Annotated in this window: 25 protein-coding genes; 19 read left to right on the top strand and 6 right to left on the bottom strand. The window is 40.9% G+C overall.

What is annotated here, in order from left to right; all coding sequences use genetic code 11:
* Position 1 precedes the first annotated feature (1 nt).
* From arsB to ACIQXU_RS15490, 6 genes are all read left to right on the top strand, one after another.
* A complete protein-coding gene (arsB, locus tag ACIQXU_RS15515; protein ID WP_402990626.1) occupies positions 2-1,060 on the top strand; it encodes an ACR3 family arsenite efflux transporter in 1,059 nt (352 codons plus the stop codon).
* 31 nt (positions 1,061-1,091) lie between these two features.
* Positions 1,092-1,511, top strand: coding sequence for an arsenate reductase (thioredoxin) (gene arsC, locus ACIQXU_RS15510; protein ID WP_402990623.1), 420 nt, complete (start codon positions 1,092-1,094; stop codon positions 1,509-1,511).
* An 88-nt stretch (positions 1,512-1,599) separates the two neighbouring features.
* Positions 1,600-1,971, top strand: a complete 372-nt coding sequence (gene arsD / locus ACIQXU_RS15505; RefSeq protein ID WP_402955379.1) for an arsenite efflux transporter metallochaperone ArsD — start codon at positions 1,600-1,602, stop codon at positions 1,969-1,971.
* A 1-nt stretch (position 1,972) separates the two neighbouring features.
* Positions 1,973-3,742 (top strand): arsenical pump-driving ATPase, encoded by a 1,770-nt coding sequence (arsA, locus tag ACIQXU_RS15500; protein ID WP_402990621.1) that lies wholly within the window; start codon positions 1,973-1,975, stop codon positions 3,740-3,742.
* 34 nt (positions 3,743-3,776) lie between these two features.
* On the top strand, positions 3,777-4,061 hold the full coding sequence (locus ACIQXU_RS15495; RefSeq protein WP_402867554.1) for an iron-sulfur cluster biosynthesis family protein: 285 nt from the start codon (positions 3,777-3,779) through the stop codon (positions 4,059-4,061).
* A 26-nt stretch (positions 4,062-4,087) separates the two neighbouring features.
* Positions 4,088-4,891 carry an arsenite methyltransferase gene (locus tag ACIQXU_RS15490; RefSeq protein WP_402990619.1) on the top strand — a complete coding sequence of 268 codons (804 nt, stop codon included), beginning with the start codon at positions 4,088-4,090 and terminating at the stop codon, positions 4,889-4,891.
* A gap of 387 nt (positions 4,892-5,278) precedes the next feature.
* Here the strand turns inward: ACIQXU_RS15490 and ACIQXU_RS15485 are convergent, their stop codons facing one another.
* The 4 genes from ACIQXU_RS15485 to ACIQXU_RS15470 form a co-directional block, all read right to left on the bottom strand.
* Positions 5,279-6,319, bottom strand: coding sequence for an AbrB family transcriptional regulator (locus ACIQXU_RS15485; RefSeq protein WP_402990777.1), 1,041 nt, complete (start codon positions 6,317-6,319; stop codon positions 5,279-5,281).
* A 90-nt stretch (positions 6,320-6,409) separates the two neighbouring features.
* Positions 6,410-7,390 carry a VOC family protein gene (locus ACIQXU_RS15480; protein ID WP_402867557.1) on the bottom strand — a complete coding sequence of 327 codons (981 nt, stop codon included), beginning with the start codon at positions 7,388-7,390 and terminating at the stop codon, positions 6,410-6,412.
* A gap of 90 nt (positions 7,391-7,480) precedes the next feature.
* Positions 7,481-8,650 carry an acyl-CoA dehydrogenase family protein gene (locus ACIQXU_RS15475; protein WP_402990616.1) on the bottom strand — a complete coding sequence of 390 codons (1,170 nt, stop codon included), beginning with the start codon at positions 8,648-8,650 and terminating at the stop codon, positions 7,481-7,483.
* Positions 8,651-8,674: 24 nt separating this feature from the next.
* Positions 8,675-9,571 (bottom strand): alpha/beta fold hydrolase, encoded by an 897-nt coding sequence (locus ACIQXU_RS15470; RefSeq protein WP_402955397.1) that lies wholly within the window; start codon positions 9,569-9,571, stop codon positions 8,675-8,677.
* Positions 9,572-9,748: 177 nt separating this feature from the next.
* Here ACIQXU_RS15470 and ACIQXU_RS15465 point away from each other — a divergent pair, with 177 nt between their 5' ends.
* Positions 9,749-11,554 carry a V4R domain-containing protein gene (locus ACIQXU_RS15465; protein WP_402867560.1) on the top strand — a complete coding sequence of 602 codons (1,806 nt, stop codon included), beginning with the start codon at positions 9,749-9,751 and terminating at the stop codon, positions 11,552-11,554.
* Between the two features lie 142 nt (positions 11,555-11,696).
* On the opposite strand, the gene ACIQXU_RS15460 is transcribed toward ACIQXU_RS15465, so the two are convergent.
* A complete protein-coding gene (locus ACIQXU_RS15460; protein ID WP_402867561.1) occupies positions 11,697-12,992 on the bottom strand; it encodes an MFS transporter in 1,296 nt (431 codons plus the stop codon).
* A gap of 533 nt (positions 12,993-13,525) precedes the next feature.
* Here ACIQXU_RS15460 and ACIQXU_RS15455 point away from each other — a divergent pair.
* The 11 genes from ACIQXU_RS15455 to chrS all read left to right on the top strand — a co-directional run bounded on the left by ACIQXU_RS15455 (position 13,526) and on the right by chrS (position 22,507).
* Positions 13,526-13,999: a flavin reductase family protein gene (locus ACIQXU_RS15455; protein WP_402990613.1), complete on the top strand. Its 474-nt coding sequence runs from the start codon at positions 13,526-13,528 to the stop codon at positions 13,997-13,999.
* A 14-nt stretch (positions 14,000-14,013) separates the two neighbouring features.
* On the top strand, positions 14,014-14,808 hold the full coding sequence (locus ACIQXU_RS15450; protein ID WP_402955403.1) for a 2-keto-4-pentenoate hydratase: 795 nt from the start codon (positions 14,014-14,016) through the stop codon (positions 14,806-14,808).
* On the top strand, positions 14,805-15,695 hold the full coding sequence (locus tag ACIQXU_RS15445) for an acetaldehyde dehydrogenase (acetylating) (protein WP_402867564.1): 891 nt from the start codon (positions 14,805-14,807) through the stop codon (positions 15,693-15,695). The genes ACIQXU_RS15450 and ACIQXU_RS15445 overlap by 4 nt, the downstream gene beginning before the upstream one ends.
* Entirely contained in the window at positions 15,692-16,684 is a 993-nt protein-coding gene (dmpG, locus tag ACIQXU_RS15440; protein WP_402867565.1) for a 4-hydroxy-2-oxovalerate aldolase, read from the top strand. Before ACIQXU_RS15445 ends, dmpG begins: the two co-directional genes overlap by 4 nt.
* 20 nt (positions 16,685-16,704) lie before the next feature.
* Entirely contained in the window at positions 16,705-17,502 is a 798-nt protein-coding gene (locus ACIQXU_RS15435) for an adenylyltransferase/cytidyltransferase family protein (RefSeq protein WP_402867566.1), read from the top strand.
* A 466-nt stretch (positions 17,503-17,968) separates the two neighbouring features.
* The gene (locus ACIQXU_RS15430) at positions 17,969-18,571 is read left to right on the top strand and encodes a YdhK family protein (RefSeq protein WP_402867567.1); all 603 of its coding nucleotides are present in this window, start codon (positions 17,969-17,971) and stop codon (positions 18,569-18,571) included.
* Positions 18,572-18,771: 200 nt separating this feature from the next.
* Positions 18,772-18,894: a hypothetical protein gene (locus tag ACIQXU_RS15425; RefSeq protein WP_402867568.1), complete on the top strand. Its 123-nt coding sequence runs from the start codon at positions 18,772-18,774 to the stop codon at positions 18,892-18,894.
* A gap of 166 nt (positions 18,895-19,060) precedes the next feature.
* Positions 19,061-19,786 carry a hypothetical protein gene (locus ACIQXU_RS15420; protein ID WP_402955415.1) on the top strand — a complete coding sequence of 242 codons (726 nt, stop codon included), beginning with the start codon at positions 19,061-19,063 and terminating at the stop codon, positions 19,784-19,786.
* Complete coding sequence (locus ACIQXU_RS15415) at positions 19,779-20,513, top strand: hypothetical protein (protein WP_402990610.1); 735 nt, start codon at positions 19,779-19,781, stop codon at positions 20,511-20,513. The genes ACIQXU_RS15420 and ACIQXU_RS15415 overlap by 8 nt, the downstream gene beginning before the upstream one ends.
* A 112-nt stretch (positions 20,514-20,625) precedes the next feature.
* A complete protein-coding gene (locus ACIQXU_RS15410) occupies positions 20,626-21,924 on the top strand; it encodes an arsenic transporter (RefSeq protein WP_402990607.1) in 1,299 nt (432 codons plus the stop codon).
* A gap of 106 nt (positions 21,925-22,030) precedes the next feature.
* Positions 22,031-22,507, top strand: coding sequence for a chromate efflux transcriptional regulator ChrS (chrS, locus tag ACIQXU_RS15405; RefSeq protein WP_402990604.1), 477 nt, complete (start codon positions 22,031-22,033; stop codon positions 22,505-22,507).
* Positions 22,508-22,602: 95 nt separating this feature from the next.
* Here chrS and ACIQXU_RS15400 read toward each other — a convergent pair whose 3' ends face one another.
* Positions 22,603-23,424 carry a purine-nucleoside phosphorylase gene (locus ACIQXU_RS15400; RefSeq protein ID WP_402990601.1) on the bottom strand — a complete coding sequence of 274 codons (822 nt, stop codon included), beginning with the start codon at positions 23,422-23,424 and terminating at the stop codon, positions 22,603-22,605.
* A gap of 341 nt (positions 23,425-23,765) precedes the next feature.
* On the opposite strand from ACIQXU_RS15400, the gene ACIQXU_RS15395 reads away from it, so the two are divergent.
* Positions 23,766-24,191, top strand: coding sequence for a hypothetical protein (locus ACIQXU_RS15395; protein ID WP_402990597.1), 426 nt, complete (start codon positions 23,766-23,768; stop codon positions 24,189-24,191).
* Positions 24,192-24,363: the final 172 nt, after the last annotated feature.

Here is a 24,363-nt window from a genome sequence, read left to right as displayed (position 1 = left end):
GATGGAAAATAAAAGTGTAACAAAGCGATTATCCTTCTTGGATCGCTATCTTACTCTATGGATATTTGTGGCGATGTTCGTCGGAGTCATGATTGCAGTATGGGTACCCGATTTCAAAAGTGTATTAGATACCTTTTCGGTAGGAACTACTTCTATACCAATCGCAATTGGGTTAATCGTCATGATGTATCCACCGCTTGCAAAAGTGAAGTACGAAGAAATGTGGCGCGTGTTCAAGGATTGGAAAGTGCTTCTGCTCTCCTTGTTTCAAAACTGGCTGTTAGGGCCGGTCTTGATGTTTTTCCTTGCGATTCTCTTTTTACGCGATTATCCGGAGTATATGGCCGGATTGATCATGATTGGCTTGGCCCGTTGCATTGCTATGGTCATTGTCTGGAATGATCTGGCTCGGGGAGATAGGGAGTATGTCGCGGGACTCGTGGCGTTCAACTCGATATTCCAAATCCTATTCTATTCCGTATTCGCCTACTTTTTCTTGAATGTGTTACCTGGCGTATTCGGCATGGAGAACCTATCTGTCGTGATATCGATGTGGGAAATCACGAAAAGCGTCATGATATATCTTGGCATCCCCTTCGTAGCAGGGATGTTGACCCGATTCATTGGGTTGAAAGTTAAGGGGAAGGAGTGGTATGAGAATAAGTTCTTACCCAAGATCTCCCCATTAACATTGTTTGCTTTATTGTTTACGATCGTCATGATGTTCTCTTTAAAAGGGGACACCATCATTGCCTTGCCGCTTGATGCAGTGCGGATTGCGATACCGCTTTTCATCTACTTCTTAATCATGTTTGCCGTATCGTTTTTTGCATCAAGAAAGGCAGGAGCATCCTATCCGGTTACGGCTTCCCTTTCCTTTACGGCAGCAAGCAATAACTTTGAACTGGCGATTGCGGTGGCCGTTTCTGTATTCGGAATCAATAGCGGCGCGGCGTTTGCGGCGGTCATTGGACCACTCGTGGAAGTGCCGGTACTGATTGCTCTCGTCCATGTCGCTCTACGTTGGGAAAAGAAATATTTCCGGACCATTAAATTATAACTGTTTGTTTTCAATACAGGAGGAAACCTTCATGACACATAGAAAAACCATCTACTTCTTATGCACAGGCAATTCATGCCGGAGCCAAATGGCAGAAGGCTGGGCGAAAAAGTTCTTACTGGATTGGACTGTGAAAAGTGCAGGCCTGGAAGCTCACGGATTGAATCCCAATGCTGTTAAGGCGATGAGGGAAGTAAACATTGATATTTCCAATCATACATCGGATGTGATTGATAGGGAAACCTTGAATCATGCAGATTTAGTGGTTACATTGTGTGGGCATGCAGACGAGCATTGCCCAATCACGCCTCCACAAGTAAAGCGAGTCCACTGGGGTTTTGATGATCCAGCCAAAGCGGAAGGAACCGATGAGGAAAAGTGGTCCTTCTTCCAACGCGTGCGTGATGAAATTGGCGAACGGATCGAAGAATTCGCTGAAATGGGAGAATGAGCCTGCAAATAGCCAAGGCAAATTACTTGGCTATTGATTTATCCGTAATATAGGCATCTGCTTATTTATATAAAAAGGAGTGACTTCAATGAAAGAAATACAGATTTTTGACCCTGCCATGTGTTGCCCTACAGGTGTATGCGGTCCTTCAATCGACCCTGAGCTATTAAGGATGTCTTTTGTGACAAGTAATCTGAAGAAAAAGGATTATCCGATCGAACGATATAATTTAACCAATGATACCGAACAGTTCATGCAACATGAACAAGTGAGTACGTTATTGAACGAAAAGGGTCCGGATGTCTTACCGATTGTTTTCGTTGATGGAAACGTGGTACGAACAGGGAGCTATCCAAGTAATGAGGAGTTGGGAAGGTGGACGGGGTTCTCTGTTGAGGAACTGATCCAAAAGCCGAAAGTGCGATTGTCACTGAAGACGCAAAAAGATGGGGAGAGCTGACATGAAGTTATTCACTGATGAATTCTTCCCACAAACGCGATTTATATTTTTCACAGGCAAAGGTGGAGTGGGGAAAACATCCGTGGCAAGTTCGCTTTCCCTTTCTTTATCGAAGCAAGGAAAAAAAGTTCTGTTGATCAGTACAGATCCCGCTTCGAACTTACAAGATGTATTCGGGCAACCGTTAACCAATCATCCCCAATTGATCAAGGGCACATCGAACCTGTATGCCCTGAACTTGGACCCTGTCCAAGCGGCAACCGAATACAAGGAACGGATGGTGGCCCCGTATAGAGGAAAGTTACCAGATGCGGTGCTTGCAACGATGGAAGAGCAAATGTCAGGGGCTTGCACCGTAGAAATTGCGGCATTCAACCAATTCTCGACCCTTTTGACGGATTCAACAATTACGGAGGAATATGACCGGATTGTATTTGATACCGCACCAACTGGTCATACGCTGAGGTTATTGCAACTACCAACTGCATGGTCCGGTTTTTTAGATGTAAATACAAACGGGGCATCTTGCCTGGGTCCGTTAGCGGGATTGGAAAGTCAGAAGCAGATGTATCAGAAGGCCGTCAAGGTGTTGGCGGACAAAGGGCAGACTACACTAGTCCTTGTGAGCCGACCTGAAGAGGGGCCATTGAGGGAAGCGGCACGTGCGTCGGATGAGTTGAAGGAAATCGGGATTGCCAATCAACTCTTGATCGTGAACGGTGTCTTCGAACAGACGGATCGAGGTGATCGTTACGCAAATGCCTTGCATGACCGACAACAGCGGGCATTGGAAGACATTCCGTATCCATTGAAAAAACATCCGACTTTTTATTTGCCTCTTGTTTCATTTGCCATCACAGGAATCAATCACATGGAGAAATGGTTCACTCAAACATATGGGGAGTCTGAAAACTTATTAGATGAAATAGAAACGATCCCTCATCACTCTATTAAAGATTTGGTAGATTATTATGAATCAAACTCCCATCGGGTCATCCTTACGATGGGAAAAGGCGGGGTAGGAAAAACGACAGTAGCGTCACTTGTCGCCTTGGGACTCGCCGAAAAAGGGAAAAAGGTCCACTTAACGACCACGGATCCAGCCGCTCATATTGCTTGGACTTTTGATGCTAACACCTTATATGACAATCTAACGATAAGCAGCATCGATCCGAAGAAAGTCGTGGAAGAGTATAAAGATGAAGTGCTTTCCAAAGCAAGTGAAACGATGGATGAAGAAGGCTTGGCCTTTATAAAAGAAGACCTGGAATCTCCTTGTACCGAGGAAATCGCCGTTTTCCGGGCACTCGCCAATGTTGTGGCGCAGTCCAAAGATAGCATGGTCGTAATTGATACGGCACCAACAGGTCATACCCTTCTATTATTGGATGCATCTGAAGCTTATCATAAAGAAATTTCCCGTTCTTCTGGTGATATACCAGAGCCGGTACGCGATTTGTTGCCAAAATTAAGAGACGGGTCCTATACGAGCATCATCATTACGACACTTCCTGAGATGACACCTGTTTTGGAAGCAAAACGATTGGCAGAAGATTTGAAACGGGCGAATATATCCATCCATTGGTGGCTCATCAACCAAAGTTTTTTCGTCACGGATACAATGGAACCGATGCTTACCAGGAAAGCAAAGGGAGAGAAGAAATGGATCGAGAAAGTGAAAGAGCTATCCGGCAACCAAACTGTCATCCTCCCTTGGAGCCGGGAAGAGCCAAAGGGAATCAAGCAATTGCATCAAATTCTGGACATGTAAAAATGACATGCGAAACCTATTGGAGGAATAGAACATGAAAATGACCAATCAAGCAAAAGAGTATTTACAAGAAGCGATGAAGGCAAATGACGTATCCACTCTACGATTTTATGGAATTGCAGGGTGTTGCGGAATGAACCTTGGCGTTGCCTTACAAGAAGCAGAAACAAATGATATGGTGGTAGAAGTGAATGGGGTGAACATTGCCATTCAATCTGAGATGAAGGAACAGTTATCAGATGTAACCATAGATGTAGAAGAGGAAAATGGTGAAATGGGCATAGTGCTTACAGGATATAATGAAAACTCTTGCTGCTAAATATGAATGGGAAGGATATGGAGAGAATGAGTGAAATGAAAAAAGATGAAATCCGCGAAAGCGTACGAAGTAATTATAAAAAAATCGCCCTTAAAGTCGTGAACTCTGACAGCTGTTGTGCGCCAAGCTGCTGTACACCCGAAGAAAACCAAAATATTTCCGTCGAAGAGATTTCTAAAAAGATGGGATATACCAAAGAAGAGCTTCAAAATATCCCGAATGGCGCAAACATGGGATTAGGCTGTGGAAACCCTCAGGCGATCGCGGACTTAAAAGAGGGGGAGACCGTCCTTGACCTTGGGAGCGGGGGAGGGTTCGATGCTTTCTTGGCTTCTCCTAAAGTGGGGGAAAAAGGAAAAGTCATAGGCGTTGACATGACACCGGAAATGATTAGCAAAGCTCGGAGCAATGCCGAAAGAAATCAATTCGTAAATGTCGAATTTCGTTTAGGGGAAATCGAACATCTACCTGTTGCCGATCAATTCGTTGATGTGATCATGTCGAATTGCGTCATCAACCTATCCCCGGATAAAGGAAGAGTCTTTCAGGAAGCGTATCGTGTTCTGAAAAAGGGCGGGAGATTAGCGATTTCCGATATCGTGTTGACTGCGAATCTGCCTGAAGCATTGCAAACGGATATGAACCTCTACTCCGGATGCATCGCCGGGGCATCTTCAATTGAAGAATTGTCAGAGACGATGAAACAAGCTGGGTTTAAGAACATCTCCATTATCCCTAAAGATGAATCCAAAGAATTCATCAAGGAATGGGCACCGGAACATAAGGTAGAAGAATATATTGTCTCAGCGATTATCCAGGCGGAGAAGTAGAGTGGCTGAATACTAGAAGTTAGTTATATGTAAGCAGTTAAGAAGAACATGACCAACTGCATATAGTCTATTATTGTCGAGGAAGGAACTGATATGCAGTTCCTTGGGCGTGAGTTCGGTATTGTACCGGGCTCATGCCTTTTATTTTTCCCGGTTCGTTCAAGAAATGGTATTCTATCTATTTGAATCTCTAATATCCGTAACCTCATCGCATTTGTAGCAATCTAGCCCACAGACTTCCATGTAGATACATGGTTTTTTTGAATGTGTTTCTACTATTATATGGTAATTGGTTTCACCATTCATCAGATTCGAAAAACGCCCCACTGAATGAATTTCAATCATCGGAGCGTCTTATCCATAGGTATATACATGATCGGTTCTTTACTACATGGCTCTTTTGATGCTAGGCAATTTCTTTTTTCCTTGCCAACGATAATACATTTTCATCAAAGGCATAATTAAAATAAAAATGAACAGGAGCCTGAACGTTTGGAACATTGAAACAAGCGAGACATCTGCATGTACTGCATTCGCTAATAACACCATTTGATCTAAGCCCCCTGGGGCGGTGCTTAGGAAACTTGTAGCGAAGGTTGTATCCAATGCAAAGGACATGAAAAAGCTTGATCCAAATGTTAGCGCGATCAGTGCAAAGGCACTGAAAATACCCCCTATAAGTACACGTACCGGCAGTTTGATCATATGCGGCTTGAGCATGAGTCCGATATGGGCACCGATTAGTAACTGAGCGATATCCATGATTATGCCAGGTATTTGAGGCATTGCCAGTGGTGTTGTGAGTTGCAATGTAATGAATAAAAGAATGGGTGTAATGAAAAATGCGACCGGCAAATGGATGCGTTTCATTAAATGAGAGCAACCCCAAGCAAGTGCAATTAGTAGTACTAAACTGATTGTTAGCTTAGCGTCAGTTGGTGGCTTGCTCATTACTTGGCCAGCGACGATAAATGGTACGAAAACAACGACCAGTAAAAGTCGAATTACTTGAAAGTAAGAAATAACGCCGATATCTTTAACTTTTTCTTCCTCGGCAAAGACGACAATTTGTCCTAAACCGCCTGGGATGGCGCCTAATATGGCAGCTTTCACCGGGATTTTTGTCCATTTGCTCGTTAAGTAGGCGATGCCGATTGAACCGCCGATCAAAATGACGTTTAGGGTTATCATGTAAAGTAAAATGGAGCTCATCATGCCGAATAAATCGGTGTTGAATTGTACACCAATCGCGGTCCCGACCATGACGACACCTAAATCACGCATTTGGCTGGACCATCTAAGCGGTCCTTTATAAACAAATTGAGCTAACATGACGACAACAATTGGGCCAAGCATCCAGGGAATAGGGATGTGCAGCAAGCTAAAAATATAACCGCCAATGAAAGATAAGATTAACACTTTTAACATTGCCTTCAATAGAGACACCCCTTCCTATATAACATTCATCGCATAAGAACCACCAGCATCCTTCATCATGAATGGCTGGTGGTCAATTTATTATGAATTCGCTAATTCCTTAACTTGTGCTTCACGATCTACGTCATCGCGGCGACGGTCGCCCCAGTAGGCAGATCCGTTTTTCAAGTATTCTTCATACGTCCATTTCACTGGCTCCCAGTCTGGCTCGAAGATTAAATAGCTGTTTGTAAAGATTTCAAGACGTAAGCCACTTCCTGGATCTTTTACGTAAATGTACATGGCTTGAGAAATACCGTGTTTACCAGGGCCTACGAATTGTACATCAGCTTCGCATAAAATATCAGCAGCACGTAGTAAGTCTTGGGAGTTGTCTAACCAATAAGCGATATGATGCATTTCGTTTGGTTCTTTTGAACGGGATGTAGACATGATTGCCACGTCATGAACTAAGTTTGTTACGGATAACCAGCTTGCGACTTGTACATCGTCTGGATTTACGAAATATTCACGTAGCTTGAAGCCTAATGCTTGTTGTAAGTAATTTACGATCACAGCGTTATCTTGTGAAGTTTGTAAGTTAACATGGTCGATGCGACGTGGTGATACACCTTTGGCCCAAGATTTATACGTTTGGTTTTTAAGCACTGATTTACGAGATTCATCAGCAGGTGTTTTTTCCATATCGTAATACAGTTCAAAGCGGTGACCACTTGGTAATTCGAAGCGGACTGCTTCCCCTTGGGCTACTTCTTCGCCTGCTTCTATCCAACGTACTTCTGTACCAGCATCTTCTAATAATTTAGCGAAAGTTGCTACGTCCTCACGACGTTTTGTACGCCAGCCAATGTGATCGATGTAAGAAGTTTCACCAGCTGTAATGGATAATGTATGGTGTTCGAAATCGCCCCAAGCGCGCAAGTAATGTACACCATCTATCACTTCGGTTTCTTCTAACCCGATTGTGTCGCGGAAGAACCATAAAGATTTTTCAAGATCTGCTGATACTAAAGCTACGTGTCCTAATTTTGCAATTTCCGGTGCGTAAAGAAATTTTTCCATTTATATTCACCTCATAGTCATGTTTTTTTAATAAGAGGACAAGGAAAATATGATTTCAATCTTTATCCATCATACTTTCCGATGTTGAAATTACCCTTGAATGTTTGTTTGAACGCCGAATAAATTTCTACCGTATCCTAATATGCCGTCTTCATATAAAGAAGTAATGTGTGTGGCGATTGCCATCAGGTCACGAGTGTGCATTTCTACCGGATGACCTTTTAATAATGCGTGCCCACCTAAAGTCAGTAGGGCCTTAACACCGATTTGTGTACACTTATCGATGATTTTTGCACGAATCGCTTTATATTTTGCTCCTTCGTATGGACCACCTTTATCTTCTTCCATCATCCGGATGTATTCGTTCAATAAGCTTTTTGCAGAAATCATTTCTAGCTTTAACTCCGAAAGCACGCGTTGGCTTGTGGGAGAATCCTTTTCGTTTATGCCAGAGAAGCGGACGCGGCCGGCTGTATGCTTTTCGAACTCGTCAACTACACGCTCTGCACCACCAACAGCCATTGCGGCGAACCCTACATAGAATCCAGGATAGAATGGTGTATTGTAATATAAATAGTCTTGATCGAAATCTTCATATGGCGGTTGGCTCTTTTCGATTATTTTGCTGAAGCGTAAAATGGCATCAGGCTTAACGAAAACATTATCAATGATCAATGTATTACTGCCTGATCCACGAAGACCAAGGGAATCCCAAGTTTTTACCACTTCCAAGTCAGAAACCTTCAATAAAATGCCGACACGTTCGGGCTTGTCATTGTCTTCGAATTTCATCATGGCGCCAACGCCAACCCAATCACAGTAATTGATACCGCTTACAAAATTGTACTTTCCGGAAACGACATAGCCATCTTCAACTGGTTCCACTTTACCGATGGGAGCAAATACGTCAGCTACAAAGCCACCTTGGTTAATGACTTCATCACGAATGTGCTTAGGATAGTAGCAAACCCAAGAGTTATGCACGGAGAAGAAGTAGGTTAACCATGAAGCTGATAAGTTATGGTAACCAACTGTGCTTACCATATCAACGAATGTATGCCAATCGAGTTGTGGATAACCAAACTCTTTCGGTAAAATCAAACGGTGAATGCCTTCCTCACGAATAATTTCCGCGATGCGTGGGGACACGGTCGAATTTCGATCAGCTTCGATTGCTTCTAACTCTGCGGCTTCACCGATGCGCTTTGCTTTTTGCATAATTTCTTCATACAGCCCTTTACTTTCAACTATTGTTACCATTTGATCAATCCTTTCAAAAATAGTTTATTGTGCTGTAACGGCTTGATCTTTTTCCACTGCCAAAAAGTCAACGACAAGTTTGTTCACGATTTCCGGTTGGTCCGTTTGAGCTTGATGACCGCAGTTTTCTATATATTCAAATGATATGTTCGGTAATAGTTTCTCGAGTTTATAACCTGTCTCCACTGGTGCAACGGCGTCTTGCTTACCCCAAATGAATAGGCCTGGAATTTTCAATTTTGGTAAGGTATCTTTCATGCAGTAACGATCCCAAAGCTTAGGCTCTTCGTTCATTCTCGCTAAGTAGGCATCGAACGCCTGATTGGATTCTTTAACGCCTGGGCGGGTTGCCGCTTGATGACGTAGTTGAATCAGTTCTTCAGGAATGACCGTGTCTTCGCTTGAATTACGGTACATGAATTTACGTAAGGATTCTTCTGTATAGTCATAACCAATCACTTCTAAGAATGACCGCAGCTTTCTCTCAGGTACTTCATGCATCGCTTGATAGATGGTATTACTACCGATGTAAACAATTTTATTTACTTTTTCTGGGTGGTCTATGGCATATTTAGCTGCAACGTAAGCACCTTGTGAATTGCCGACAAGTGATACTTCGTCGAGGCATAATGCTTCAATGAAATCATGTACATGATCCACTAGGCTTTGATGACCATTTACAGGCCATGCGTGAGGGCGGGCGTCGGTAAAGCCCATTGAAAGTTGGTCTACTGCATATGCTCGGAAGCCAGCTTTAGCTAATGCAGGTAACATAAAACGCCAACCTGCTGCGCCGCATGCTCCAGGTCCTGCACCGTGCAGTAAAATTACAGCTGGTCCTTCTGTTCCAGCCCAGGAATAATGTGTACGTACACCGTTTGCCAATATGTAACTATTATGAAACCCTTCAAGAATTGTCATCGCTTTGCCTCCTCATACTGATGTGCTTTTATTTTCTGTTTTGAGTATACCTGTTAATAATTTCAAACGTTATACTGATTTTTATTGAAAGAATAGTGTTAATCTTTAAAATTTATTGAAAAATCAATTTCACTTTTGTAATATGAGGAATAGATAGTCAAAGGGGATGTGATTTTAATGAGCGAAATTGCATTTGATTCCAGCGAAACGAAAAATATTTTAATGTCGGCAAATGCCTTCCATACATTAAAGAACAGCTTGTTTAACAACATTGGTTCTCATAAAACAAAAGGCTTTTTATTTCGATTTGGGAAAGAGTTCGGGATGGAATCAGCAAGAAAGATGCTTCAAAATAAAGACTCGATAGATCCAGTCGGTAAGAGACATTCACGCTTAGGTCACGTGAAGGATGTAATTTTCATGGGGGAAATTGTGCGACATCCAGATGGCACGGTTGAATGCATCGATACGTGGGGACAATGGGTAGAATCATTCGAAGCCGCGTTACACCTAAAAAATTATGGTGTAGCAAACGAATGTGTTTGTCATATGTTATGTGGGTTTGCAAGTGGTGCATTGACCTATGAGTATGGTGAATCGATTATTGCCGTTGAGTACAAGTGCGTCGCAAAAGGTGATCCGTGCTGTGAGTTTAAAGTGCGCTTGGAGAGCGATTGGCTCGAAGATGAGGAAGAGCTTATCCACCTTTATCAAAACGACAACATTTTATCTGAACTTGAAATGACTTATGATGCACTTTTACACCATAAGCAAGTGCTCGAGAAAATTTCATTGTTTAATAGTCAGCTCACACAAAAAGTAACAGATAAACATTCGATGGATGAAATTGTTCAGGTTGCGTCCGAGCTGTTGAACATATCGATTTTGATTGAGGATATCCATGGCAATGCGTTAAGCCATTTTGGTTTAACGGAAGAACAGCAACTAGCAATAAAAAAAGATAAGGTGAAATTATCGCATTTCGACGATACGCATAACGTTTCGCATTACAAAGGCGAAACATTCAGGAAGTTGACGGCACCTGTTCTTATTAACAAAAGGAATTATGCCACTTGTTCATTTTTCTACTTTGATGAAAAGGATATGGATGAAAACGACCACTTATTTTTAGAGCGGATTTCTACGGTGGTGGCCTTATGTATTTTATATGAGGAGGCGCAGTTTGAAGAGCAACAAAGGATGCGTAGCTCACTTTTGGAGCGCTTAATTCATAATCGGAAAATTAAAGATATCGAATCTTACTATAAATTTTTACCATTTAAATTTCAGCCGCCGTTCTCTACAGGTATTATCAGTGTCAAAAAGAAAAAGAAAAATAAAGAAATCATCGACATTCATGACCAGTTGACACAGCTGTCCAAGTTGGCAAAAGAGTGGGATTTGCCTTGTATTTTTGCAGTGCTTGGTGAGGAAATTGCGCTCCTCAATTCGCTAAATAGTGATAAGCAAGGCTGGAATAAGAAAATCACGAAAATTTTTCAAAAGATGGAGAAGCAAAATGCCAATTATAAATATTCGATCGGGCTTAGCGGAACATTTAGTAACTTCAAAGATTTCGAGCGTTCGCTACAAGAGGCGCGTGTTGCACAGCGCTTTCCCAACGATAAGCTGCTAACGGATTACGAAGATTTAGGAATGCTTGGGGATATCGTAAAGAACATGAGCATGGAGCATCTGCACGAAATGGCGAAGAAGACGTTAAAAGACTTATACAATTTTGATGATCCCCGTAAAAAGGAATTATTGCATACGCTTTACGTCTATTTATTAAATAGTCAGCGCTTGAAAGAAACGATGGACGAGTTGACGTTATCTATCGGCGGTATCCAATATCGTATCAAGCAAATCGAAGAGCAACTACAAATTTCACTGAAAGACGCATCGACTGCAGCGTATACCTTATTAGTCATTCAGGTACTGATCTTGTCGGATAGCTTAAGCTTCGAGGAATTTGCAAGATAAGAGCGGAGTCTATCAACCATTAGGCTCGAGATGGATGGAAGAGTTACGTAAACCGCTTTTATAAACAAAACAGACTGAAGACAAACTCATTCTTTGAGTTTGTCTTCAGTCTGTTTACATGTGATGAACCCATGGTTGAGTATTATCGCCCTGGGGCGATGTCAAGGTTTATCTGCTCTTCTTCTGTAGCACGACGAGCATCTTCTTTTTCAGTTGCGGTGATTTTTAATTTACGTGTGGCTACTAACACGATGGCCGTAACAACATATAAACTAACGATGACCAACACACCTAAGTTGAAGCCTGACCGCACGTTATCGCCTGCTTGTGTAATCAAGTACCCGGTAATCCATGGCCCGATTACTCCAGCCATACTTGAAATGGATAATGAGACACCCGTTACGCTACCTACTAGATTTTTCGGAATGATCAATGTTTTAATCGCTGTATTTAACGGTAATAAGCAAGTGTTTATGATTAAGCCCATCCCTAGGAACAAACAGGCTAGAACCGGTGAAGCGACAATCGTGGTCATCGCATAAGAAGCAGCGCCGACCAGCAATACTGTAATTAATACACGATCATAAGATTTGATAAGGCTTTTATTTTTCTTGAATAAGTAGTCTGTGAATTTACCTATACAAATTGCGAACACTGTTCCTGAAATGCCCATTGCAGCGAAGATTAAGCCCATACGCTGTGGCTCAAGACCCACGATTTGTGTTAGGTAAGTTGGTGCCCATGTAAGGACCCAAGTTGTAATCCACATGGATACGAAACCTACAACTAAAATCGATAATACATAAGGGTTGATGAATACTTTAAAGATATGTTTGAACGGTACTTCCTTGTTGGAGGCTAAACTTTTTACGTCTTCGATGAGGGGTTGCTTTGGCTCGTCTCTCATGAAGAAGAAGAGGATCGCCCATGCAAAGCTTGCTATCCCTAATAATGCGAAAGTGTGCTGCCAACCAAAATTCGTGATGCCTTTAACTAAAAGTGGTGCAGCCAAGTACGTTCCAACTGTTGTACCAGAAGTCATGATAGCTGCAGCGACGCCACGTTGTGAACTAGTGAACCATCGTGCTAAGTGCACGATGCACAGACCGAGCGTACCACCTTCGAAGAAACCTAAGACAACACGCAGTAAAATTAAGTGTGTTAACGTTTCTACAAAATAAGCGCTTGCTAATGAAATGGTCCATCCAGTAGCAATCATCATTAATAAGTATTTTGTGTTGAAGCGATACGTTAAGGTACCTAAAACGATACTTCCGACAGCGTAAGCAGCGAAGAAACTACTTCCTACTAAACCAAACTGATCATAAGATAGATTCAGTTCAGTCATGATTGGCTCTGCGGCTAATCCTAAAACCGATTTATCCGTATAATTTAAAACAGATAGTAAGAATAGAAAAGCTAATACAACCCAACGCATGAAAATCCCCCTTGTATTACCGTATTTTCCCCATCCACAATTGTTTTTCAAAAAAGTATTGGTGGTCTGATACTTCTGTCTTTTTCTGAAAAGTAGTGATAACGCTTTCAATTTGGCATTGGAATCATCAAACACCTCCATTATTGTAAGTAAAGGCACACATTTCACCATTATTTTCACTTTTCTCTACAAGAATAATAGTGAATGGTGGGAAAATTCGGAAATTTTTCTTCCATGAACAGAATTCTATTTGAAAAAAAAGAGATTTACAAGCAAAAAAATAAGGATACTAATTTGTGTTTTGAAAGAGAACAAAAATGAAAAAGAAAAATTTCCGATTTGCAATGTGGAATTTTTAATGGAAGGATATATGATACAGCTGATTTTTTGTAAAAATAATTCACAAAGAATTCAAATTTATTTTCATGTGCAATTTTATTGTTTTTATCTGAATTTTCAATAAAAAATACAATGATAATTTTAAATGGACTGATTTATGATTGAATTATTCAGTTACGAATGGAGGAATTAGGATGGATGATCGTTTATTTAGAGATGCAATGGGAAAGTTTGCGACAGGTGTAACCGTTCTTTTAACAGAAAACGAAGGTGAAACACATGGAATGACGGCAAATGGTTTCGTGTCAATATCATTGGATCCTAAGCTTGTCTTAATTTCCGTTGGACATAAAGCAAAATTCTTAGAGAAAGTTTCACAATCCAAAAAATACACAGTTAATATTTTAGCCGAAGACCAAGAGCATTATTCACGTCATTTCGCTGGGAGACCTGGTGATGCAGTAGAATTCGAAGCATTGGCTGAACAACCTGTATTAAAAGGGGCCATCGCCCAAATTGCATGTGAAGTCGTATCGGAACATGTAGAAGGTGACCATACATTATTCATTGGTAAAGTAATCGACTTACATCTTGAAGATAAAAATCCGTTATTGTTCTTCAGTGGTAAATATCATCAGTTGAATGCGGTAGAAACAGTCAATTCATAAAAGGAGAATGGTCTATGAATACACAAAAAATGGCGGAAGCATTGCTTGAAGCGGAACGTACGAAACAGCCCATTGCACCATTAACTGAAACTTATGAAAAGATTACCCCTGCTGATGCCTATGCCGTGCAATTGGCGCAAATTCGTCAAAAGACGGACAACGGGGCGTCTGTAAAAGGGCTGAAAATTGGGTTGACGAGTAAAGCGATGCAAGAAATGTTGAATGTCTATACACCGGATTACGGCTTCATTTTAGATACGATGGTTTACGACGAGGCTGATGGTTTAAGGACTGAGTCCTTCATTCAACCAAAGGTGGAATTTGAAATCGCATTTGTTTTCAATAAAGAGTTAAAAGGACCTGACGTGACGGTGCAGGATGTAATCGATGCCACGGCATATGTTGTGCCAGCAGTGGAAGTGATCGATAGCCGGATTGCGAATTGGGAAATAAAGTTCGAGGATACAGTGGCGGACAATGGCTCTTCGGCAGGTGCCATTTTAGGAGAAAAGCGGACCCTGCTTGAAGAGATTGAAGACATCACGAATATACCAATGACCGTGCATAAAAATGGTGAATTCTTAGATGAAGCAACGAGCGCGGCCGTGTTAGGCAACCCGCTCCAAGCGGTGGTATGGTTAGCAAATGAAGTGAGTACATATGGGATCTCCATCGAGCCTGGCATGTTTGTTTTATCAGGAGCCCTATCAAAAGCCGTGACCTTTGAAACAGGCGATAAATTCGAAGTGGACTTCGGTCAGCTCGGAAAAGTAAGCGTTAACATTTCTAAGGAAGTGGTGAAAAAATGACGAAGCTTAAAGTGGGAATCATCGGGTCAGGAAATATAGGCACCGACTTAATGTACAAAATCGAGCGCAGCCCCGTATTGGAAATGAGTGTGATGGTAGGCATCGACCCGAATTCCGATGGTTTAAAACGTGCAAAGAAGCGCGGATATGAAATAATTTCAAACGGGATTGACGGACTCATGGAACGTGTTGATTTAGTGGATATCGTATATGACGCGACAAGTGCGTATGCACATAAGCATAATAGCGATCGATTAACGGCTGCCAATAAAAAAGTAATTGATTTAACACCAGCTGCAATCGGACCATTTACAGTTCCACCAGTAAATTTAAAAGAGCATATCGATAAACCGAATGTGAATATGGTTACGTGTGGCGGTCAGGCGACAATTCCCATCATTCATGCCATAAATCGGATTGTGTCGGTAGAGTATGCTGAAATTGTCGCAACCATTTCAAGCCTTTCTGCCGGTCCTGGTACACGCGCAAATATCGATGAATTCACAAGTACAACTTCTAAAGCGATCGAAGTGGTAGGAGGTGCGAAAAAAGGGAAAGCCATTATCATTTTGAATCCTGCGGACCCACCAGTTATTATGCGTGATACCATCCATGCTTTGGTCGAAGAAGAAGGTCATGAAGAAGCGATCACCAAGTCGATTCACGACATGGTAGCGGAAGTGCAAGCTTACGTACCAGGTTATACATTAAAAGTGTCGCCGATTTTTGAAGGTAGGAAAGTATCCGTATTTGTCGAAGTGAATGGGGCAGCAGACTATCTACCGGCTTACGCTGGTAACTTGGATATTATGACGGCAGCTGCCGTGCAAGTCGGCAATGAAATGGCACGTCATTTACAAAGAGGGAAGGAGGAGGTCATCTCATGACATTAAATATTTTAGATGTATCGTTACGTGATGGAAGTCACTCTGTCCGCCATATGTTTACAGAGGAACAAGTACGTGCTGCAGCAAAAGGTTTAAATGCGGCGGGTGTTCGCTATTTTGAAGTATCACATGGAGATGGCTTGGGTGGTTCTTCCTTACAATATGGTTTGTCAGCAACCGATGAACTGAAACTGATTGAAGTGGCTGTATCAGAATGTACGACTTCAGAAGTCGCTGTATTATTGATTCCTGGAATCGGTACAAAACATGACTTGGAAAATGCAGCGAACTTAGGGGCGAAAATGGTTCGTGTAGCAACGCACGTAACAGAAGCCGATGTAGCTGCCCAACATATTGAATTAGCACGCAAACTCGACTTGAAAACAGCTGGATTCTTAATGATGAGCCATATGGCACCTGTTGAAAAAATCGTGGAGCAGGCAAAATTATTTGAAAGTTACGGAGCAGAGATCGTATATGTAACAGATTCGGCTGGAGCCATGTTACCAAAAGATGTAACCGAGCGAATTACAGCGCTTAAACAAACTTTACAATGTGATATTGGTTTTCATGCCCATAACAATTTATCGATGGCCATGGCTAATACAGTTGCAGCGGTGGAGGCTGGAGCCACTTATATTGATGGAAGCATGCGTGCATTAGGTGCAGGGGCCGGTAATACACAAACAGAAGTAATGGTCGCTGTTTTAGAAAAACTAGGTTTTGAAACGGGCATCGATTTATATACATTAATGGACACGGCGAATGATGTAATTGCGCCCATCATGCAACAATCACAAGAAATAACTGGCGGTAGCTTAACCTTAGGGTATGCTGGCGTGTACTCAAGCTTCTTATTGCATGCACAAAAGGCCGCAAAACAATTTGGTGTCGACGAACGGGACCTTTTAATGAAAATCGGCCAAATGAAAGCGGTTGGTGGGCAAGAAGATTTAATTTATGAAGTGGCACAAAATCTAGCAAGATAAAGAAAAAGGAGAGAATCGCAATGAAGGTAATCTATGTGAATGCGAATAATTTACAAGAGATTAAGCAAACCGCTCCCCATGTAGCGATGGCCCTTGGTTATTTTGATGGTGTGCATTTAGGGCATCAAAAAGTTATTCGAACCGCTAAAGAAAAAGCAAAAGCACAAAACTTATCACTAGCGGTTCTCTCTTTTTTTCCGCATCCTAAAAGTGTGCTATTTTCGGATAAAGAAGTTTCCTATCTTGAGCCGCTAGAACAAAAGGTTGAGAAACTAGAAAGGCTTGAAGTGGATATTTTTTATATCGTGGAATTCACAAAGGAATTAGCTAAAGTAGAAGCGAACGATTTTTTAGATGATTATATTATTGGGTTGAATGCTAAGGAAATCATTTGCGGTTTCGATTACACATATGGGGCAAAAGCGAGTGGAACTGTTCATACCCTGGCAACTTATGCAGCAATCCAGCAAGTAGGCCTCTCAGTTGTCGAAGAGCTAAAGTGGAATGATCAAAAAATCAGTTCGACCTTGATTCGGAGGTATTTATCAGAACGGAAGCTTAGTGAATTACCGAGGCTATTGGGACGCTTTTATAAAACGAAATATTGTCAGAAGAATGGTCTACTACCTAATTATTCGTTACCGAATGTAGGTAGCTATAAAGTATTGATAGAAGATCAACATTCTATTATTGAGTGTGTTGCGACAGTGAAGTGCAAAAAATATATTCAGATTCATCATGAACTGTCGACTCTGCCGAATTTATTAACGATACAATGGGTTGATCAAGTTGATCGACTAGAAACAATACCTAGCTAGCTGTATACTCTTTGAATCATGTGGCAGAACCATTACTGAAATTGTTCTGCTTTTAGTTTTTTTGAATGCAGATCCCCTAAAAACGAATATTTCAAATCTCTCCTCATGGACGACTTTCTTCTATTATATATTAACTGCAAACGCTTCCGATTTTCCCATATGAACTTTGCCTTTCAAGAATTCAGCAGACTCTAACCATCTCGGAATAGGGGCTGGAAACTCTAGAGATTGCTATAAACAAACGAATCAATTTTAGTCCGAACATTCGGGTTAAGGAATCAATATAAAGAGATAGTGTTGTTCATCATGTCAAATAATCCATGTTTATGGTGATTCTAATGGGGTAAAAATATAAGAGAGACAGGATACTTACACATGTAGTAAGGGTGAGCAGAGTACATACATATATTTTAGGCTAGCATTCTGTTTCGACTTATTAAATAATCTATTAGGAGTGACTACAACTATGAAAAGCAAAAAATTAGCAATTGGTTTGGTTTCTTTGGCATCAGCTTTCGCATTATCCGCATGTAATGATGATAATGAAGAGAAAAGCACGGATCAAACACCGAAAACGGAACAAAGTACGGATACAGATACGACTAAAGAGGAAACGAATCATATGGACCATGCTAAAGATACTTCCAATGAGGCAGAGGTTCCTGATGGTTTGAAAGCTGCAGAGAATCCAAAGTATGAAGTGGGAAGTAAAGCAACGATTAAATCAGATCATATGGAAGGCATGGATGGCGCCGAAGCAACAATTGTCGGAGCCTATGATACGACAGCTTATTCCGTTACGTATACACCTACAACAGAGGATAAAAAAGTTGAAAATCATAAATGGGTGATCCATGAAGAAATCGAGGATGCTGGGGAAGTTCCGTTAGAACCAGGTACTGAAGTGACTCTTGATACCGATCATATGGAGGGTATGGAAGGCGCAAAAGGTGTCATTGAGGAAGCCGATACCACTACCGTTTATATGGTTGATTACAAACCTACCGATGGTGGGATTGAAGTGAAAAATCATCAATGGGTAACGGAAAGTGAACTATCATCTAAATAATGATGATGAGCTGTCAAAAGACCTTATCCCTTTATCGATAAGGTCTTTTTGGCATTGAGTTCATATAGTCATTCATGACCTCTAAAAAACATGTCCTGCTAATGGAGGACATGTTTTTTATTTTAGTTTGTACAAATTATTTTGCCTTAAGGAAACATTTTGTCGGAATTGCATAGATTATAAAAAAGGAGAGGATTCATATGAATTTTACGAACCGTACCCAAAAGAAAATCATTGGATATTCCACCTTGTTCAAGAAGTTGGGAATCATCAATGATAAGGAATATAAAAATATAATGAATACTGTTCAATCGAAGGATTAAGCTGTGGATACCTATAACCGCGGTTTTCAATAAAAGGTAAGACCCCATCTTTATTACTAAGTAAGGTGGGGGAGGCTGCGGTTACAAAAGAGATGGGATATGGTAGAGTGATTATATTACATTTAATAGGTAAACATCCGTTAAGTGGTGGGAGGATGAGTTGAAAATGAAGCAGAACGTGTTTGTACATATGCCCTCTTTTATTCTATTAGTCTTCAGTTATTTACTTATTGCCCTACTATTCTTTGTTGTTTACAAAAAACAACAGAATCCGCCAAAGGTATGGAAAGGGCTCCTAGTTATGCTCATTGGGATTTTTTCTTTCAGTATTCATTTTAATTTATCAAGTGAAGTGACAAAGATACCAATATTGCCATTAGGGGTCGTCTTTTTATATTGGTTTTTGAGAAGAAAGGACAATACAGAGCGTTGGCCGCGGTACCGTCGTTATGCTTGGCTAGGGTTTTGCGTGAATTTCATCTTTTTTGCTTCTTCATTCTTAAACTCGCCGCTTGAACATTTAATGTTCCCAAAAGATCAACCCTCGACCTATATGCAGGACGTTGAAAAAGCTTCCCTGATTATCACTCACCCAGCTGGCAAGGATGTCACATTGAATAATGAAGTGTTGCAAGTACAGGTGGACAAGATGAAACAAAATCAAATCAAAAGTGAATCTTGGTATTATAAAATTAATGAAAAGAACGGGTATAAAGAACGGTTCCCTTATCTTTTGATAGGAACGGTTCCTGAAAAGGGCAGCGGACTTAAAACAGTCATTTATGTAGAAGATGATGGAAAGGGTTTCCTCATTACACCGAATAATGGAGGCCAGGTTTACTTCCGGTCTGAAGAATCTGTGTTGATCGGAGGTGCTGAAAGAAATGAATAAAAAAACGAAAACCATCATTTTATTGATCGTGATTTTCCTTATAGTGGGTGTCCTTTTTATCATTCGAGCTCCTAGAGAACCTGAAGCATTTCTTACGGATAAACAAGTGATTAAACGAATCAATTCTTTTTTTCCTGAAGCAGAACCCAAGGTTATTCAAGACGTTCTTTATTTAGATGAAACCCATGTTTTTGTCCCTTTCATCAATGAAAGCAAAGAATACGGGATGAGTTTCTGGGTATGGAAGGACAAAAAGTGGAGAGCGGCTTCCGTAGATAATGGGGGTGAGCCAAAGGCCTGGAATGGAGAAGGAGATTCATTTTTTATGTGGAATCTAAATCCAAAGGACGAAGTGTCTGAAATTAAGGCGTTTATGAAAAAAGATAGGAATTTCAGTGTATCAGGGGATGAGGCGACCTATGAACCCGGATTAGAAATGATGCACAGCATCACGGTTGAGGATAAATCATATGGAGTGGAAAAATATCCGGATAGCTGGCGGACTCTTATGGATCAGTATGCAGAAGTACAGAAGGAATCCAGTTTTGATGGGTTCTTTGAGTATGGACAAACATTTAAAATAGGGAATAGATTCTATGACAAGGATGGTAAGGTAGTTTTTCCTACAGTGCCTACCGATGGAATCGGGTATGGAACAGGGAATGATTATGTGGATGTACCTTTCCTGTGGTATGTAGAAGAAAGTGAATTGGAAGGTTCATATTGACAGGGGGCTACCAAGAGATTGGTGGCCTTTGTACGTTGTGTAAAAACTAGTATTCTTATATAGTTAAAGGACGAAAGTTTTATAGAAGGAGTGGCTTAGAGGTGCTGGCATCATGAGTTCGACGTTTTTAGCTCTACTTATTTTTATGATTACATTAGTGTTGGTCATCTGGCAGCCAAAGGGTCTGGGAATTGGCTGGAGTGCCTGCGGAGGGGCGATCATCGCTCTTTTGTTCGGTGTTGTTTCATTCCAGGATGTAAGTGATGTGACGCAGATTGTTTGGAATGCGACATTGACGTTCGTGGCCCTGATTATCATTTCGTTAATTTTAGATGAAATTGGATTTTTTGAATGGGCTGCGCTTCACATGGCCCGATATGCAGATGGTAAAGGCTTCCGTCTCTTCATTTTGGTGATGATTCTAGGAGCCATCGTTTCGGCGCTTTTTGCAAACGATGGGGCGGCATTGATCTTGACGCCGATTGTGCTAGCGATGGTGCGAGCATTGAAGTTCGACGATAAGATGGTGCTCCCATTCATCATGGCGAGCGGATTCATTGCCGATACAACTTCCTTGCCATTCGTCATCAGTAATCTGGTGAATATTGTATCAGCGGACTTTTTCGGGATCGGTTTTGGCGAATATGCCAGCCGGATGATCGTTCCGACTTTATTCAGTTTAGGAGCTAGCATTCTCGTATTGTATTTGTTTTTCAAAAAGGATCTACCTGTAACCTATGATTCCTCTCATTTGAAGCGTCCTGCCGAAGCGGTAAAGGATCCACGTATGTTCAAGATTTCCTGGTTCGTCCTGGCTATTCTTCTAGTCGGCTATTTTTCAAGTGAGTTTGTAGGTTTACCCGTTTCGTTTGTGGCTGGTGCAATTGCCATTGTCCTTTTGATTTTGGCAAGAAGAAGTCCAGCCGTGAAAATCCGTACCGTTTTAAACGGTGCCCCATGGAATATCGTATTCTTCTCGATTGGGATGTATGTGGTCGTATATGGACTGCGAAATGTAGGACTGACTAGTCTGTTAGCTGACGTCATTAAGGCAACGGCCAATCAAGGTTTGTTTTCGGCGACGATTATCATGGGATTCATTGCGGCTATTCTATCTTCATTCATGAATAATCTGCCAACGGTCATGATTAATGCCTTGGCCATTGCGGAAGTTCAAACAACGGCGCCTATTAAGGATGCTCTGATTTATGCCAACGTCATCGGTTCCGATTTAGGACCAAAGATCACGCCAATCGGCTCTTTGGCCACACTTTTATGGCTCCATGTATTAAAGCTAAAAGGTGTCCGGATCACATGGGGATATTATTTTAAAGTAGGAATCATCCTGACTGTTCCAACACTATTCATTACTCTGTTTGGACTATATATTTGGCTATTGATTCTTCATTAACGAAACTGCCGGTTTTCTGGCAGTTTTTCTTTTGCATGAAAATAATTGGTGAAGGGCCCTATCCTTTGAGATAATAGAATAAATGATTCGAAAAGGAGTTACATAGATGGCAGAGGACTTTAGAATTCCAAGCACCAAGGTGGATGAAATCGATAAGAAAATCATTTCGATCTTGCATGAAGATGCGCGGATTTCGTATACGGATTTAGCAAAGCAAGTGGAACTGTCGAGAGTGGCGGTTCAGACGAGAATCAATCATTTAGTGGAAAAAGGGGTGATTGAACGTTTTACCGCTGTCATCAATCCGGCTAAGATAGGCATTCATGTTTCTGCATTTTTCAATGTCGAGGTGGAGCCTAAATATTTGGAATCGGTGGCACAACAACTGGAGGATGAGCCTGCAGTAACGAGTTTGTATCATATGACGGGGCCTAGTAAGCTGCATATGCATGGAATCTTCACGGATAATCAGGAGATGGAACGCTTCCTCAATGAAAAGTTATATCCGGTCGTCGGGGTTGTCAGCGTCGATTGCCAACTCCTTATTAAACGCTATAAGAGCCGGATGGGAATGAAGCTCTAGGAAAAGCTCCATGTAGAGATAAAAAAAGATTGTCGAGAAGATATAGTTATCTCGACAATCTTTTTTTGGGGCGCATAATGCCTACAATTCTATTACTATTCCATTTCTTCCACAATTCCTTTGACCAATCCAACGAATTGCGTTCTAACTTTACTTGCAACTTCAATCACTTCATCATGACTTAATGGTTGATCTAAAATCCCGCAAGCCATATTCGTTAAGCAGGAAATCCCTAGCACTTTCATCTTGCCATGGACGGCTACAATGGCTTCCGGAACGGTTGACATCCCTACAGCGTCTGCCCCCAGCGTACGAATCATTCGAATTTCCGCTGGTGTTTCATATGCGGGACCACTCCACCAAGCATAGACGCCCTGTTGCAAGGAAATGTTCTTTTCCTTAGCTACTTTGGACGCAATGTTTCGCAAGTCAGGATGATAAGTTTGGGAAAGGTCAGGGAAGCGAGTACCCAATTCATCATTATTAGGTCCTATGAGAGGATTTGTACCAACTAAATTGATATGGTCGGTAATGAGCATTAAATCACCTGGATTAAAGTCTGTATTAACTGCGCCACAAGCATTGGTAATGATCAATTGCTCCACCCCTAATGCCTTCATGACACGTACGGGAAATGTCACTTCATCTAGTGTATATCCTTCATAATAATGAAAGCGTCCTTTCATAGCCACTACAGTCTTACCTTTCAATTGCCCGATTACTAGTTCGTTTGCGTGTCCAATTGCTTCGGATTTTGCAAAGTGAGGAATTTCACTATATGGGATTTTGAATGGGTTCTCAATTTCATTAGCAAGAGATCCTAACCCCGATCCTAAAATCATACCGATTTTTGGCTGATTGTCCGTTTTGCTCATAATAAAATCTCTGGTCTCTAAAATTTCTTGTAATCTTTGCATACAAAATTCCTCCTCGATAAATGAAAATCCAAGTACTCTATTTGAATATGGATGGTAACCAAAAGTTTAAGGGCTTTACTGGCTAATGTAAATAAAATATTTAGATAAATGGTAATATTAAAATAACTTTTTTAAAATGAACGGGGGAGTTGTTGATCATAATTGCTAAAGAATAACTAGAAATTATTAGTGAAATTAAAACTGAACAAGCAGATCAAATCTAAAACTCAATGGCTATCAACTAATTTATAAGGAGACAATTTAATGTTTGGATTTTTCCGTATGTATCAATTTTACTATTATCAATTATTGTATTAAGTGGTTGTGGAACCACTAATAAAATGGATTTCTATGAAAATACTGATAGCACAAGTTTGTCAGAGGAAGTAAATACAATTTCTTTAAATTCAACAGAAGATAAGATTAAAGAAGTTTTAGGAGAACCAGACTTTGTTGAAGAGGTAGAAAAGTCAAAATCCACCTATTTAATATATGGGAAAGATAGAGATAATAGTGATATAGAATTTCAAATAGTTAATGGGCAAGTTGCTAGTTATTTTTTTTCAAGCAATACATATAAAACATCAAAGAAAATAACAAAGGGCAGTTCAAAGGAAGATGTTATACAAGAATATGGAGAAAATTACTACGAAAGAGATGATTCTGGTGCGAAAATAATGGGGTACTTTGATAAAAACCAAAAGGTTAATATGGAATTTTCTTTTAATGAAACGATAGAGGGTATAATCATATCAAAAATTAATTAATTTAGCCGTTTAGTTATAGTATCCTTTTCAAATAGTTTTCTTGCTACCCTAATAAAAAAAACCACCTTTAAGGTGGTTTCAGACTGTAGACAAACTCGATGAAAATCGACTTTGCCTACAGTTTTTTTTGTTTTAAAATAGAAGTATTAAAACTTGGAGTGATGAGGATGCT

The sequence above is a fragment of the Peribacillus sp. NPDC097284 genome (assembly GCF_044761765.1).
GTDB lineage: Bacteria > Bacillota > Bacilli > Bacillales > DSM-1321 > Peribacillus.
This window is presented reverse-complemented; position numbering and strand designations above follow the sequence as displayed.

Excerpts from the sequence above, each read along its gene's own strand:
- ACIQXU_RS15455 (WP_402990613.1), top strand. The coding sequence starts at position 13,526 with ATGGATGATCGTTTATTTAGAGATGCAATGGGAAAGTTTGCGACAGGT.
- ACIQXU_RS15450 (WP_402955403.1), top strand. The coding sequence starts at position 14,014 with ATGAATACACAAAAAATGGCGGAAGCATTGCTTGAAGCGGAACGTACG.
- ACIQXU_RS15475 (WP_402990616.1), bottom strand. The coding sequence starts at position 8,650 with ATGGTAACAATAGTTGAAAGTAAAGGGCTGTATGAAGAAATTATGCAA.
- ACIQXU_RS15415 (WP_402990610.1), top strand. The coding sequence starts at position 19,779 with ATGAATAAAAAAACGAAAACCATCATTTTATTGATCGTGATTTTCCTT.
- ACIQXU_RS15400 (WP_402990601.1), bottom strand. The coding sequence starts at position 23,424 with ATGCAAAGATTACAAGAAATTTTAGAGACCAGAGATTTTATTATGAGC.
- ACIQXU_RS15425 (WP_402867568.1), top strand. The coding sequence starts at position 18,772 with ATGAATTTTACGAACCGTACCCAAAAGAAAATCATTGGATATTCCACC.
- arsC (WP_402990623.1), top strand. The coding sequence starts at position 1,092 with ATGACACATAGAAAAACCATCTACTTCTTATGCACAGGCAATTCATGC.
- dmpG (WP_402867565.1), top strand. The coding sequence starts at position 15,692 with ATGACATTAAATATTTTAGATGTATCGTTACGTGATGGAAGTCACTCT.
- ACIQXU_RS15490 (WP_402990619.1), top strand. The coding sequence starts at position 4,088 with ATGAGTGAAATGAAAAAAGATGAAATCCGCGAAAGCGTACGAAGTAAT.
- ACIQXU_RS15470 (WP_402955397.1), bottom strand. The coding sequence starts at position 9,571 with ATGACAATTCTTGAAGGGTTTCATAATAGTTACATATTGGCAAACGGT.
- arsB (WP_402990626.1), top strand. The coding sequence starts at position 2 with ATGGAAAATAAAAGTGTAACAAAGCGATTATCCTTCTTGGATCGCTAT.
- ACIQXU_RS15465 (WP_402867560.1), top strand. The coding sequence starts at position 9,749 with ATGAGCGAAATTGCATTTGATTCCAGCGAAACGAAAAATATTTTAATG.
- chrS (WP_402990604.1), top strand. The coding sequence starts at position 22,031 with ATGGCAGAGGACTTTAGAATTCCAAGCACCAAGGTGGATGAAATCGAT.
- ACIQXU_RS15410 (WP_402990607.1), top strand. The coding sequence starts at position 20,626 with ATGAGTTCGACGTTTTTAGCTCTACTTATTTTTATGATTACATTAGTG.
- ACIQXU_RS15395 (WP_402990597.1), top strand. The coding sequence starts at position 23,766 with ATGGATTTCTATGAAAATACTGATAGCACAAGTTTGTCAGAGGAAGTA.
- ACIQXU_RS15460 (WP_402867561.1), bottom strand. The coding sequence starts at position 12,992 with ATGCGTTGGGTTGTATTAGCTTTTCTATTCTTACTATCTGTTTTAAAT.
- ACIQXU_RS15420 (WP_402955415.1), top strand. The coding sequence starts at position 19,061 with ATGAAGCAGAACGTGTTTGTACATATGCCCTCTTTTATTCTATTAGTC.
- ACIQXU_RS15485 (WP_402990777.1), bottom strand. The coding sequence starts at position 6,319 with ATGTTAAAAGTGTTAATCTTATCTTTCATTGGCGGTTATATTTTTAGC.
- ACIQXU_RS15445 (WP_402867564.1), top strand. The coding sequence starts at position 14,805 with ATGACGAAGCTTAAAGTGGGAATCATCGGGTCAGGAAATATAGGCACC.
- ACIQXU_RS15430 (WP_402867567.1), top strand. The coding sequence starts at position 17,969 with ATGAAAAGCAAAAAATTAGCAATTGGTTTGGTTTCTTTGGCATCAGCT.
- ACIQXU_RS15480 (WP_402867557.1), bottom strand. The coding sequence starts at position 7,390 with ATGGAAAAATTTCTTTACGCACCGGAAATTGCAAAATTAGGACACGTA.
- arsD (WP_402955379.1), top strand. The coding sequence starts at position 1,600 with ATGAAAGAAATACAGATTTTTGACCCTGCCATGTGTTGCCCTACAGGT.
- arsA (WP_402990621.1), top strand. The coding sequence starts at position 1,973 with ATGAAGTTATTCACTGATGAATTCTTCCCACAAACGCGATTTATATTT.
- ACIQXU_RS15435 (WP_402867566.1), top strand. The coding sequence starts at position 16,705 with ATGAAGGTAATCTATGTGAATGCGAATAATTTACAAGAGATTAAGCAA.
- ACIQXU_RS15495 (WP_402867554.1), top strand. The coding sequence starts at position 3,777 with ATGAAAATGACCAATCAAGCAAAAGAGTATTTACAAGAAGCGATGAAG.